At 62.5% G+C, this 12,097-nt stretch carries 13 protein-coding genes; 10 read left to right on the top strand and 3 right to left on the bottom strand.

Annotated elements, in window-relative coordinates; translation table 11 throughout:
* Both BT116_RS20225 and BT116_RS20220 read left to right on the top strand, forming a co-directional pair.
* Positions 1–296, top strand: a 296-nt coding sequence (locus BT116_RS20225) for an IS4 family transposase (RefSeq protein ID WP_305883633.1), incomplete at its 5' end; no start/stop codon positions are given.
* Positions 297–814: 518 nt separating this feature from the next.
* Positions 815–1,099 (top strand): fructose-bisphosphate aldolase, encoded by a 285-nt coding sequence (locus tag BT116_RS20220; protein ID WP_072346655.1) that lies wholly within the window; start codon positions 815–817, stop codon positions 1,097–1,099.
* Between the two features lie 396 nt (positions 1,100–1,495).
* Here the strand turns inward: BT116_RS20220 and BT116_RS20215 are convergent, their stop codons facing one another.
* Positions 1,496–1,930 carry a rhodanese-like domain-containing protein gene (locus tag BT116_RS20215; protein WP_072346653.1) on the bottom strand — a complete coding sequence of 145 codons (435 nt, stop codon included), beginning with the start codon at positions 1,928–1,930 and terminating at the stop codon, positions 1,496–1,498.
* 101 nt (positions 1,931–2,031) lie between these two features.
* On the opposite strand from BT116_RS20215, the gene ftrA reads away from it, so the two are divergent.
* Positions 2,032–2,991: a transcriptional regulator FtrA gene (gene ftrA, locus BT116_RS20210; protein WP_072346651.1), complete on the top strand. Its 960-nt coding sequence runs from the start codon at positions 2,032–2,034 to the stop codon at positions 2,989–2,991.
* Positions 2,992–3,154: 163 nt separating this feature from the next.
* Here the strand turns inward: ftrA and cobF are convergent, their stop codons facing one another.
* Both cobF and BT116_RS20200 read right to left on the bottom strand, forming a co-directional pair.
* Positions 3,155–3,913, bottom strand: coding sequence for a precorrin-6A synthase (deacetylating) (cobF, locus tag BT116_RS20205; protein ID WP_072346649.1), 759 nt, complete (start codon positions 3,911–3,913; stop codon positions 3,155–3,157).
* Entirely contained in the window at positions 3,910–4,488 is a 579-nt protein-coding gene (locus tag BT116_RS20200) for a histidine phosphatase family protein (RefSeq protein ID WP_072346647.1), read from the bottom strand. The genes cobF and BT116_RS20200 overlap by 4 nt, the downstream gene beginning before the upstream one ends.
* Positions 4,489–4,787: 299 nt before the next feature.
* On the opposite strand from BT116_RS20200, the gene BT116_RS20195 reads away from it, so the two are divergent.
* From BT116_RS20195 to astA, 7 genes are all read left to right on the top strand, one after another.
* Positions 4,788–5,642 (top strand): MurR/RpiR family transcriptional regulator, encoded by an 855-nt coding sequence (locus BT116_RS20195; protein ID WP_063322093.1) that lies wholly within the window; start codon positions 4,788–4,790, stop codon positions 5,640–5,642.
* Positions 5,643–5,644: 2 nt separating this feature from the next.
* Positions 5,645–6,289 carry a cysteine hydrolase family protein gene (locus BT116_RS20190; RefSeq protein WP_057447773.1) on the top strand — a complete coding sequence of 215 codons (645 nt, stop codon included), beginning with the start codon at positions 5,645–5,647 and terminating at the stop codon, positions 6,287–6,289.
* A complete protein-coding gene (locus BT116_RS20185; protein ID WP_072346644.1) occupies positions 6,286–7,641 on the top strand; it encodes a type I glutamate--ammonia ligase in 1,356 nt (451 codons plus the stop codon). The genes BT116_RS20190 and BT116_RS20185 overlap by 4 nt, the downstream gene beginning before the upstream one ends.
* A complete protein-coding gene (locus BT116_RS20180; protein WP_072346642.1) occupies positions 7,625–8,377 on the top strand; it encodes an N-formylglutamate amidohydrolase in 753 nt (250 codons plus the stop codon). Before BT116_RS20185 ends, BT116_RS20180 begins: the two co-directional genes overlap by 17 nt.
* Before the next feature lie 76 nt (positions 8,378–8,453).
* Positions 8,454–9,803: an APC family permease gene (locus tag BT116_RS20175; RefSeq protein ID WP_072346640.1), complete on the top strand. Its 1,350-nt coding sequence runs from the start codon at positions 8,454–8,456 to the stop codon at positions 9,801–9,803.
* Positions 9,804–9,914: 111 nt separating this feature from the next.
* Entirely contained in the window at positions 9,915–10,931 is a 1,017-nt protein-coding gene (locus BT116_RS20170; RefSeq protein WP_072346637.1) for an arginine N-succinyltransferase, read from the top strand.
* A 61-nt stretch (positions 10,932–10,992) separates the two neighbouring features.
* On the top strand, positions 10,993–12,027 hold the full coding sequence (gene astA, locus BT116_RS20165) for an arginine N-succinyltransferase (protein WP_072346635.1): 1,035 nt from the start codon (positions 10,993–10,995) through the stop codon (positions 12,025–12,027).
* The last annotated feature ends 70 nt before the right edge of the window (positions 12,028–12,097 follow it).

Genomic DNA, 12,097 nt, shown 5'->3' with positions numbered 1-12,097 from the left:
TGCTTTACGGCCTGATGCTGGGACGTGCTTGTCCGGATTTAAGCTGCGAGATGGTGTTTGAGGCTTCGGAATGGAAAGCGGCCTATGTTGTGGTCAAACGGTGCCAACCGCCCTCTGTACCACCTTCTTTGGGCGAGATGGTTTTACTGGTCACAAGCCTGGGAGGCTACTTAGGGCGCAAAAATGACGGGCCTCCTGGCCCTAAGGCCATGTGGATAGGGATGCAACGAATACGCGAGTTTGTTATCGCGTTAGAAGCCCAGCGTGCGCTCATCGAGAGTTGTGTAGAACGATGAGCGCTCCGCGTGGGAATGCCGCCAGGGACGCTCCGCGTTCCGTTTCTGAAATCAATTGCTTCCCCTGGCCTTCTGAAAATCTCGTAGGAATCCCCCCTTTTGTGGCGAGGGGATTTATCCCCGCTGGGCTGCGAAGCAGCCCGCTCTTTTCGTCAGACCGACCCCAGGCCCAGGGTTTACGGCGGCTGCGCCACCGAGCGGGAGCAAGCTCCCTCGCCACGAGATTTGTGGGCGTCCTACAGGTCGGTTGTTGCCTCAAAAATCCCCTTCTATAGTTCGGTTCACCTGCTGGCTTTGGTCAGTGGGAGGGTTTCGCAGCCCTGGTGAGTTAGAATCACAACCGTCAAGAATCGGCATAGGCATTCGCGCCTGCGTTCGGCTTTTCATGGCGGCTGTGTGTGGGAGATCTTCGGGTCTGCCGAGTCCTAACTCCTCGGTCTGCGAACCCGCACATGGCTGCCACCCAATTGTTTCGCAGCAAAACGGTGGAAAATTTTCTCTTGAGTTAGGGATTTACTATGACTACCGAACAATCGTTCCGCCGCTTCGCCCCGCTTACTCCAATTGCCAACACCCACCCCGTCCTGTTCATCGATAAAACGGCCCCATTGCCCGAACTCCATGCCTGCGTCAGCGAGCGCCTGCACGCCACCCTCGACTACCTGACGCTCATGGCCTGCACGACCCTGCGCGACTCAGCCGAGACCGACATCAATACCGTCACCAACATCGCCCGGATCATGGTCCAGGATGTGGCGGATGTTTTTGGAGTGATTGAACAGCGCGGGCTCGAAGGACAGTAAAGCTCCTCTGGTAGGAGCGAGCGCGCTCCCACAGGAGGAATGCGTCCACCCCAAACCAGGCCGGCTATAAGGCCGCCTCGCGGCGGACGTTGATCTCGGCGCCCCGTTAACCACGCTGGCCGAACGCAGGTATTGCGCAGTGGGCACCTCGGCATGGATGCCGAGGTAGCCGCGCTGGACCATGGATGGTCCTTCGCGGCGGGCCCACGGAGCAATGCCTGCGTTCGGGCATGCCGAGCCTAGGCGAGGCACCGAGTGGTGGGGCTAAAGCGCTTTGGTTACTTTCGCGCTTTTCGAAAGTGACCCGCCGTCAGGGCGGAACCCTAAGTAGCCGTTACCGCAGCAACGGATATACACACGAACTATAAAACCCTGTCGTCCCATCTCGGGAAAAAGTCAGCAGTCACAACGGATAGCCTGGTCCGCCACACGCTCCACCAAACCGTTCAAACGAAATCCTTCATCGAGCCACCCCATGACCCCACCGATCATTTCCTTGACCGGATACCCCAAGGTCGCCAGGCGCACCGCCGCCTTGTTCGCGCCATTGCAATGCGGACCGGCGCAATACACCACGAACAGAGTGGTCTTGGGGTAGGCAGCCAAAGCCTCGGCAGTGAGCGTGCGGCTTGGCAGGTTGATCGCCCCGGGCACGTGGCCGCGTTCGTAGGCCAGTGGTCCGCGTACATCCACCAGCACAAAATCGACATTGCCGGCCTGTTGGCTGGCGTGAACGTCGGAACAATCGGTTTCGAATGTCAGGCGACGGCTGAAATGCTGCAGGGCGATATCGGACGGGGCGGCAGGCACTTCACGAACCAGGCTGGTCATCGGCGGTACTCCAGGGAGGATGAGGGCGTAAGAAGACTTTATCCGTCTGCGGCTTACCGCTACAGTGGCGCACAAGACACTCTGTGGGAATTTTCCGCCAAATGCAGTCTCCCCCTGGTCTGGTCGCCATCCTCGCCTACGACGGCCTGTGCACGTTCGAGTTCGGTGTCGCCGTCGAGATCTTCGGATTGGAGCGACCGGAATTCGATTTCCCCTGGTACACGCATCGGATCGTCGCGGTCGATGACGGTCCGATGCGTGCCATGGGCGGCTTTCAGGTATTGGCCGATGGCGGCATGGAACTGCTCGAAACCGCCCGGACCATTGTCGTGCCAGGCTGGCGCAACCGCAGCGAGCCACCGTCCCAGGCGCTGCTCGAGGCACTGCACAGGGCCCACGCCCGTGGTGCGCGCCTGCTGTCGATCTGCTCCGGTGCCTTCGTACTCGCTGCCGCCGGGCTGCTCGATGGCCTGGGCGCCACGACTCATTGGCGCTACACCGACGAACTGGCCGCAAGCTTTCCGGCCGTGCGAGTAGACCCGGATGTGCTGTACGTGGACTCAGGACAGGTCATCACCTCGGCGGGCAGCGCCGCCGGTATCGATGCCTGCCTGCACCTGGTGGCACGGGACTATGGCGTTCAGGTCGCCAACGCCGTGGCACGCCGGTTGGTGATGTCGCCGCAACGTACGGGCGGCCAGGCGCAGTTCATTCCCTCACCGGTCAGCCGCACGCCACGCAGCGACCTGTCGAGTGTCATGCAATGGGCCCGCGAACGCCTGCACGAACCCCTCGGGGTGCGCGAACTGGCCAGCCAGGCGGCCATGAGCGAACGCACCTTCCTGCGCCATTTCACCCAGGCCTGCGGCGTGTCGCCCAAGACCTGGCTGCAACATGAACGCCTGGCCAGGGCCCGCGAGTTGCTGGAAAGCACCGGGGACAACACCGACAACATCGCGCAACTGTGTGGCTACCGCTCGGTGGAAAGCTTTCGGGTGGCGTTTCGCAACGTCGTGGGGTTGGCGCCGTCGGTGTATCGGGAGCGGTTTGGGCGCGGGTGAAATCAAGTACCAAACAATAGGGCTGTTGTGGCGAGGGGATTTATCCCCGCTGGGGCGCGAAGCGGCCCTAATGAGCTTGGCAGAAATTGGCCTGAGAAACTGAAGGGGCCGCTTCGCAGCCCAGCGGGGATAAATCCCCTCGCCACAGGTTGATGCACAAGCATCATTGAGGCTTGCGCAACAAATACGTATCCATGATCCACCCGTTGGCTGCTCGCGCGGCCTTGCGGGTGCGCTCGATGTCATCGGCCACGTCCCCCAGGCGGCCGGCGATAAGGATTTCATCCGGCGTCCCCACATAGGCTCCCCAATAGATGTGCGTATCGGGATCGCTCACCTGGCGATAAGCGTCCTCGGCATCGAGCATTACCACCACACTCGTCGCGTCGCCTACCTGCCCCGCCGCCAACCGGCGTCCGGTGGTGATTTCCAGCGAACCGCCAATGCTGTTCAACGGCACTTTATGCCGGGCGGCCAGGGCCTGGACACTGGTGATGCCGGGGATCACCTCGAATTCGAAGGCGCAGCGGCCCGCCTCGAGGATCGCCTGCAGGATGCGCACGGTACTGTCGTACAACGCCGGATCGCCCCACACCAGAAAACCACCCCGCTGACCGTCGGACAGTTCTTCATTGATCAAGCGTTCGAAGGTCGCCTGTTTAGCCCGGTTCAATGCTTCGACGCTGTCCGTGTAGTCCAGGCCGCCGCGTTGGCGTTCCGGGCTGTAGGCTTCGACGAAACGGTAGGTGCGATCAACGATGTAGCGCCGACAGACTTCGCGCCGCAGATCCAACAGTTTGTCCTTGGCCGGCCCCTTGTCCATGAGGAAGACCACGTCCAAGCGGTTCAAGGCTTTCACTGCTTGCATCGTCAGCTGATCCGGATCGCCGGCCCCAATGCCAATGACTGACAACGTCTTCATCGCGGCGACTCCTGGTCAGGTCCCTGGGTGCGTAATCGCCATACGCCGTTGAAACGCAATTCGAGGGTGGACAAGGGTTCAATGTCGATCCGGTTGAATGTCGCGACCGGGCAGCCCAAGACATTCACCAGGGCTGCGCGGATCACGAAGGGGTGGGTGACGGCCAGCAGATGTCCTGGCCGGGTTTCCAGACTGGCCAGCCAAGTCCCGACACGGCAGCACAACTGGGCGACAGATTCACCACCATGGGGAGCCGCCTCGGCATCGTCGAGCCAACTCTGCAGGGCTTGCGGTTCAGCCTGGAGCAAGTCATCGATGGACAACCCGCGCCAACGTCCCAGATCGCAATCGGCCAGGGCCAGGTCCTGCTCGGGCTCGTCGCCGAACAAGGCAGCGGTCTGGCGCGTGCGCAGTTCCGGCCCGCACAGCAGTTGCCGGACATTTCGGTAGCGGTGCCCGACCTGCGCGCGGCGTGCCAGCCAGTCGGCGTCCAGCGGTTCGTCCAGGCCAAAGCGCGCCTGCTTCTGGGCGGCGGTGCGGGCGTGGCAGATCAAGGTCAGACGAGTGGCTTGCACACTGGATTCTCAGGCAATCGGGAGGGTCGCATGGACGGGATATTCACGCACTTAGTTGTACAGCACCTTATACGAAATCAAATAACTGAGACAAAAAGGCGTTATGTCCGACATCGCCAGAAGCATCAACTGACATACCCGGTCTACCCAGCCGGGACCAACTCCTACAAGGGTTTCGCACAATACTGGAGCATTTTAAACGGAACGTAAAAACCACTGGACATGTAGCACCAGCTACATAAATACTGTTTTCAGGAGTTATGAAAGAAATTCAACACCCATCCTGGCAAGGAGCACGGATGCCACCTCTCAGAGACCTGATCACCGATCCCGGCCTGGTTTTGACGCCGTCGGAACGCAAGGTCGTACGTGCCCTGCTCGATCACTACCCACGCAATGGCCTCGGCCCGATGTCACGCCTGGCAGACCATGCCGGCGTCAGCGACCCGACTATCGTGCGACTGGTGAAAAAACTCGGGTTTAGCGGTTACGCCGAATTCCAGGATGCACTGCTCAGTGACATGGACCATCGCCTGCGCTCCCCTCGCACCCTGCTGAAACCGCGGGCCAAATTGCAGCAAGGCGATACCTGGAGCCAGTACCTGGCCGCCAGTCAACGCAACCTCATCGACACCCAGGCCCTGACCCAACCCGAAGACGTGCGCATTCTCGTGCAGTGGTTGCTCGACAGCCGTCATCAGGTGCATTGCTTCGGCGGGCGTTTCAGCAGCTTCCTGGCCCACTACCTGCTCAATCATTTGCGTCTGTTGCGCGCCGGCTGTTTTGCCCTGGAAGACAACGCCCAACTGCCTGACCGGCTATTCGACGTGCAACGCCAGGATGTGGTGCTGATCTTCGATTACCGCCGCTACCAGGCCCAGGCTCTGCGCGTGGCCAGCGCGGCCAAGGAGCGCCACGCCCGGGTCGTGCTGTTCAGCGACGTCTACGCTTCGCCATTGCGCGAGCTGGCCGACCTGATCATCAGCGCCCCGGTGGAGTCGATCTCGGCCTTCGACAGCCTGGTGCCGGCATTGGCCCAGGTCGAGGCGCTGATTGCCTGCCTGACCCTGCAATGCCCCGAGCTGGCCGAACGCCTGGAAGGCATCGATGCCCTGCGCACGGAATTCAACACGCACCTGCTGGAGGAAAAATAAGGATGTTCTCGCTCCCCCACCGCTCGCCCCGGGATTTGCCGTTCACCTGCCAGCACACCGCCTTGCTGCTGGTGGACATGCAACGCGCCTGGCTGGAACCGCAATTCGATGCCCACCTGCACACCCGCGAGGCCGAGTATTTCATCCAGCGGGCCCGCCAGCAGGTCATCCCCAACCAGCAACGCTTGCTCAACGCGATGCGCGAAGCACAGCACAACGTGTTGCACACCCACATCGAAAGCCTCACCGCCGATGGCCGCGACCGTTCCCTGGATCACAAGCTGTCGGACATGCACCTGCCCAAGGGCAGCCCCGAGGCGCAGATCATTGCCGAACTGGCGCCGCTGGAAAACGAAATCGTGCTGCCCAAGACCTCCTCCGGGGTTTTCAATTCCACCAACATCGACTACGTGCTGCGCAACCTGCAGACCCGCCACTTGATCGTCGCCGGCATCGTCACCGACCAGTGCGTCGACATGGCCGTGCGCGATGCCGCCGATCGCGGCTACCTGGTCACGCTGGTGGAAGATGCCTGCGCCACCTACACCGAACAACGGCACCTGGCGTGCCTGAACGCGATCAAGGGCTATTGCTGGATCACCGATACCGACACCGTACTCGCGCGTTTGCAGGAGATGCAGCCATGAGCCGCCTCGATGATCCTGCCGCCGTCCTCGCGCCATTGCCCGTGACGACCCTGGTGACCACCGACCTGATCGGCGTGACCCGTGGGCGCTCGTTTCCCAGTGATGAGTTGCCCCACTACGTCACCGCTGGCTGTGGCTGGGTACCGGCCAACAGCGCACTGACGCCCCAGGACATCATCGCTTCGGCCAACCCTTGGGGCGCTTATGGCGACCTGCGGCTGGTGCCGGACCTGTCTAGCCGGGTGACCGTCAACAACGGCCCCGACGCCCAGGCGCCCGTCCTCGACTTTATCCATTGCGATGTGCGCGAGACCGACGGCCGGCCCTGGAGCGCCTGCCCGCGCACGCTGTTGCAGGACGAAGTGGAGCGTTATCGCGTCGAACTGGGCTTGCAGGTTTTCGCCGCGTTCGAACATGAATTCAACCTGGTTGCCACGCCTGCGCAGCCTGATCGCCTGGCCTTCAGCCTCCAGGCCCAGCGCCAGCAGGCCGAATTCGCCGGCTGGTTGCTCAGTGCCCTGCGGGCCGGCGGTGTCGAGCCGGAAATGTTCCTGCCGGAATACGGCCAGCATCAGTACGAAATCACTTGCCGCCCGACGTTGGGCGTAGCCGCCGCCGACCGAGCCGTGAACGTACGGGAAATCACCCGCGAGATCGCCCGGCAAATGGGCCTGGACGTGAGCTTCGCCCCCAAGGTTTCGGAACATGCCGTGTGCAACGGCGTGCATTTGCACCTGAGCCTGCAAGACCTGGGCGCGGCCCCGGTGCTGCATGACGCCGCCAGCAGCAACGGTTTGTCCAGCCTCGGCCAGCATTGGGCCGCGGGTGTGCTGCACTATCTGCCTGCACTGTGTGCGCTGACCGCGCCGACGCCGGTGTCCTACGAGCGCCTGCAACCTCATCACTGGAGCGCATCCTATGCGTGCCTGGGCCAGCGCAACCGCGAAGCGGCGCTGCGCATCTGCCCGACCGTGAGCCTGAGCGGCAAACCGCTGGCGAACCAGTACAACCTGGAGTTCCGCGCCATGGACGCCACCGCCTCGCCGCACCTGGCGATGGTGGCGCTGTTGATTGCCGGGCGACTGGGCATCCAGCAACGGCTGGCATTGAACGCTGTCACCGATCAAATACCCGATGAGCTGGATGAAGCACAACGTCGTGCCCGTGGCATTATCGCCCTGCCGACAACCCTGGCCCAGGCACTGGACTGCCTGCGCCACAGCGGGGCGCTGCTCGAGACCCTGCCCGGCCCGCTGGTCGACACCTATTTCGCCTTGAAGGCCCAGGAGCTGGCCTTGACCGAGGCGCTGTCACCTGCCGAGCGTTGTGAGCACTATGCACGAATCTATTGAGTGTGCTGAAACGGGCCTCTACACCAGGCCGCCCTACCGACTGGTCCGGGAGGAATCCGAACACCCGGTGCTGCTGGTGTGCGAACACGCCAGCCGCTTCATTCCCGCGGCGCTGAACGATCTGGGCCTGGATGAAACGGCCTCCCAGGAGCACATCGCCTGGGACATCGGTGCCCTGGCCCTGGCCGAACGCCTGTCCGAAACCCTTGGCGCGACCTTGCTGACGGCCAATTATTCACGGCTGTTGATCGACCTCAACCGTCCGCTGCACGTACCGGACAGCATTCCGCCCCAGAGCGAGATCTACCAGGTTCCGGGTAACCATGCCCTGGACGAAGCCACTCGCGAATATCGCCAGCAGCGCCTGTTTCACCCCTTCCATGATCGGTTGCGGGCGTTGATCGACCAGCGCCTGGCCGCCAACCGGTCGGTGCGCGTGGTGGGCATCCACAGCTTCACCCCGGTGTTCTATGGTCAACCGCGCGCGCTGGAAGCTGGCGTGCTGTTCGGCGAAGCCAAGGATTATGCCCAACGCATCGTCGACGGGCTGAGCCGGCACTCGCTGCGCGCGGCAGGCAACCAGCCCTACAAGATCAACCCCTTGACCGACATGACCGTCCCGGTGCACGGCGATGCCCGCGGCCTGGATTCGGTGTTGATCGAAGTGCGCAACGACCAACTGCGCAGCCCCGAGGCGGTACGGACCTGGAGCGCTTACCTGGCCCCGTTGTTGTAGGAAAGCAGCGGCAAGGTTTGAGCGGCAAGCGACAAGCAAGGACACACCCATCCACAGCTGAGAAGGAGAACGGCTCATGAGCATTGAGGCATTTGGCTACAAACAGGAATTGAAACGCGGCCTGTCGCTGACAGACCTGGTGGTATACGGGATGATTTTCATGATCCCCATCGCCCCGTTCGGCGTGTATGGCTATGTCAACGCCGAGGCACCGGGGATGGTGCCGCTGGCGTACATCATCGGCATGGTGGCGATGCTATTTACTGCCTTGAGCTACGGCAGCATGGCCCGAGCCTTTCCGGTGGCAGGTTCGGTCTATTCCTACGCGCAACGGGGCCTTAACCCACACGTCGGCTTCATCGCCGGCTGGCTGATGCTGCTGGACTACCTGCTGATCCCGCCGCTGCTCTATGTCTACGCCGCGATGGCGCTGAACCATTTGTACCCAGACATCCCCAAGGTCGGTTTCATCCTGGCCTTCCTGGTGAGCGCGACCTTCGTCAACCTGCGGGGCATCACCTTCACCGCGCGGATGAACATCATTTTCCTGCTGGCGCAGTTGGTGGTGCTGGGGATTTTCCTGTTCTACGCCTGGAACGCCCTGCTCGGCGGGGCCGGTAACGGCCAGCTGACCCTGGCGCCGCTGTACAGCCCGGAACACTTCAACTTCGCCCTGCTGATGCAAGCCGTGTCCATCGCGGTATTGTCGTTCCTGGGCTTCGACGCCATTTCCACCCTGGCGGAAGAGATCAAGGGCGACCCGGGCCGCAGCGTCGGCAAGGCCGCCCTGGTGACCTTGCTGGTGATGGGGGCGATCTTCGTGGTGCAGACCTGGATCGCCACGGACCTGGCCGCCGGCATGGGTTTCAAATCCGCCGACACCGCATTCTATGAAATCGCCGAACTGGCCGCCGGCAGTTGGCTGGCCACCTTGACCGCGGTTGCCACGGCCCTGGCCTGGGGCGTGGCCGTGGCGATCACTTCGCAGGCGGCGGTGTCGCGCCTGTTGTTCGGCATGGCCCGGGACGGCCAGTTGCCCAAGGTGCTGGCCAAAGTCCATCCAACCCACAACACCCCATACCTGAGCATTTACCTGGTGGCAGTGCTGTCGCTGTTGATCTGCTACCTGTTCATCGACGCCGTGGACACCCTCACCTCCCTGGTCAATTTCGGCGCCCTGAGCGGCTTCATGTTGCTGCACATCACGGTCATCAACCACTACTGGCGCCGCCAGCAGTCCGGCCAACTGATTCGCCACTTGATTTGCCCACTGGTCGGCTTCGTGATCGTCGCGGCCATCATGTACAACATGGGCGTGGCTGCGCAGAAGCTCGGCCTGATCTGGATCGCCGCGGGCGTGATCTATCTGTGTGTGCTCAACAAATTCGGCAACCCTGCCGCCGTGCCCGATCCGGCCGGTCAGTGAGGGACGGCGGTCGAAAGGACTCGGCCAACCGTGGTTACAACGCGTGGACATCGACAGTGATCGTCAAGCCCGGTGCTGGTTACCGGGCTCTCTGGAACAGGAGTGCAATCCATGCTGGCCTTACGTCCAGTTCAATTAACCGATCTGCCGCAACTGCAACAACTGGCCCGTGACAGCCTGGTGGGTGTCACGTCGCTGCCGGACGACACCGCGCGCCTAGAGGAAAAGATCCTCGACTCGTGCGCCTCGTTCGAGGCCGATGTGCAGGGCCCTGGCGCGGAGAATTATTTTTTTGTCCTGGAGGACCTGGAATCCAGGCGCCTGGTCGGTTGTTCGGAAATTCTCTCCAGCACCGGTTACAACGAACCGTTCTACAGCCTGCGCAACCGGCCGTTTTCCAGCGAGTCCCGCGAGCTGAACATCCAGCATGGCGTGCCCGCGCTGTCACTGTGCCAGGACCTCAACGGGCAGACGCTGCTGCGTGGCTTCCACATCGACGCCGAGCGGGTGCGCACGCCGGAATCGGAGCTGCTGTCCCGGGCCCGGCTGATGTTCATCGCCGCCCATCCCCAGCGCTTCGCCGAATCGGTCATCACCGAAATCGTCGGCTTCAGCAGCGAGGACGGTCAGTCGCCATTCTGGGACGCCATCGGCCAGCACTTCTTCGACCTGCCCTACGTCGAAGCCGAACGGCTGTGTGGCTTGCAGAGCCGGACCTTTCTCGCCGAGCTGATGCCGCAATACCCGATCTACGTGCCCATGCTGCCGCCCGCAGCCCAGGCCTGCATCGGCCGGGTGCATCCCGACGGCCAGGAAGCCTTCGACATCCTGGCGCGCGAGGGTTTCGAGACCAACAGCTATGTCGATATCTTCGACGGTGGACCGACCTTGCATGCCCGTATCGCCAACGTCCGTACCATCACGCAAAGTCGGAGCGCCACGGCCCGGCAAAGCCTGCTGATCGACGCCAGAGGCCGTTACCTGGTGAGTAACGACCGTCTTGGAAGCTTCCGGGCCATCGTCGCCGAGCTGGACGTCAACACCGAGGGCCCCGTGGCCCTGTCGCCCGACATGCTGGCCGCCCTGGGCATCATGGATGGCGAGCGGATCCGGGTGGTTGCCCTATGAACCTCTCTCGATCCCGTGGCACGCATCAGCGCTTGGACCGACGTAATGAAGGAGCTGCAGCATGATTGTCCGTCCGGTCGCCATTACCGATCTGCCCGCATTGCTGGACCTGGCCCGTTGCGCAGGCCCCGGTTTCACCAGCCTGCCGGCCAACGAAGAGCGCCTGGCCCATCGTATTCGCTGGGCCCAACGGACCTTTGCCGGACAAGTCGAACGCGCCGACGCCGATTACCTGTTCGTGCTTGAAGACGATGATCGGCAGGTGGTGGGCATCAGCGCCCTGACCGGCGCGGTCGGGCTGCGCGAGCCCTGGTACAACTATCGGGTCGGGCTGACGGTCAGCTCGGCGCCGGAGCTGGGGATCCAGCGGCAGATCCCGACCCTGTTCCTCAACAACGAGATGTCCGGACAATCGGAGATCTGCTCTTTGTTCCTTCACCCCGAGCAACGTCGCGGTCACAACGGACGCCTGCTGTCCCTGGCGCGCCTGCTGTTCGTGGCCGAGTTCTCCCAGCTGTTCGGCGAAAAACTGATCGCCGAACTGCGAGGCCATGCCGACGAAGGAGGCAGTTCGCCGTTCTGGGACAGCCTGGGACGGCATTTTTTCAAGAAGGATTTCAGTTACGCCGATCAGCTGTCCGGCATGGGCAACAAGTCGTTCATCGCCGAACTGATGCCACGTCAGCCGCTGTACACCTGCCTGCTCACCGAACAGGCCCAGGCGGTGATCGGCAAGGCCCACCCGAACACCGAGCCGGCCCTGAAGATCCTCTGTGCCGAAGGTTTCAGCCACAAGGGTTACATCGACATCTTTGACGGCGGCCCGGTGATCGAGGCGCCGGTGTCGAAGATCCGCACCGTCCGCGACAGCCAGATGCTGACCCTGGTCATCGGCACCCCGGACGCACAGGCACCGGTCTGGCTGATTCACAATCGGCGCCTGGAAAACTGCCGCGTCACCAGCGCTCGCGCACACCTGCATGGCAACAAACTGCTTGTCGATCGCCTCACCGCCAAACGCCTGCAAGTGCAACCGGGTGATACGGTGCGGGCCGTGGCATTGCCCAGGCTGGGGCAACAGGCGGTGGCGGCGTAGCCGCTCGTCTCTGCCGCCGACCCGCAAAGCCGCCGACCTGCAGGCTTTAGCCTCCCGTTGATGCCATAAC

Source organism: Pseudomonas sp. NFACC16-2, assembly GCF_900119205.1.
In the GTDB taxonomy this organism is placed as follows: domain Bacteria; phylum Pseudomonadota; class Gammaproteobacteria; order Pseudomonadales; family Pseudomonadaceae; genus Aquipseudomonas; species Aquipseudomonas fluorescens_Q.
The sequence above is the reverse complement of the archived record's forward strand: the minus strand, read 5'-3'. Positions and strand labels throughout refer to the sequence as shown.

What these genes read in the sequence shown, in the direction of transcription:
- BT116_RS20220 (WP_072346655.1), top strand. Translation starts at nt 815, where the DNA reads ATGACTACCGAACAATCGTTCCGCCGCTTCGCCCCGCTTACTCCAATT.
- BT116_RS20195 (WP_063322093.1), top strand. Translation starts at nt 4,788, where the DNA reads ATGCCACCTCTCAGAGACCTGATCACCGATCCCGGCCTGGTTTTGACG.
- BT116_RS20190 (WP_057447773.1), top strand. Translation starts at nt 5,645, where the DNA reads ATGTTCTCGCTCCCCCACCGCTCGCCCCGGGATTTGCCGTTCACCTGC.
- BT116_RS20175 (WP_072346640.1), top strand. Translation starts at nt 8,454, where the DNA reads ATGAGCATTGAGGCATTTGGCTACAAACAGGAATTGAAACGCGGCCTG.
- BT116_RS20170 (WP_072346637.1), top strand. Translation starts at nt 9,915, where the DNA reads ATGCTGGCCTTACGTCCAGTTCAATTAACCGATCTGCCGCAACTGCAA.
- BT116_RS20215 (WP_072346653.1), bottom strand. Translation starts at nt 1,930, where the DNA reads ATGACCAGCCTGGTTCGTGAAGTGCCTGCCGCCCCGTCCGATATCGCC.
- BT116_RS20180 (WP_072346642.1), top strand. Translation starts at nt 7,625, where the DNA reads ATGCACGAATCTATTGAGTGTGCTGAAACGGGCCTCTACACCAGGCCG.
- astA (WP_072346635.1), top strand. Translation starts at nt 10,993, where the DNA reads ATGATTGTCCGTCCGGTCGCCATTACCGATCTGCCCGCATTGCTGGAC.
- cobF (WP_072346649.1), bottom strand. Translation starts at nt 3,913, where the DNA reads ATGAAGACGTTGTCAGTCATTGGCATTGGGGCCGGCGATCCGGATCAG.
- BT116_RS20185 (WP_072346644.1), top strand. Translation starts at nt 6,286, where the DNA reads ATGAGCCGCCTCGATGATCCTGCCGCCGTCCTCGCGCCATTGCCCGTG.
- ftrA (WP_072346651.1), top strand. Translation starts at nt 2,032, where the DNA reads ATGCAGTCTCCCCCTGGTCTGGTCGCCATCCTCGCCTACGACGGCCTG.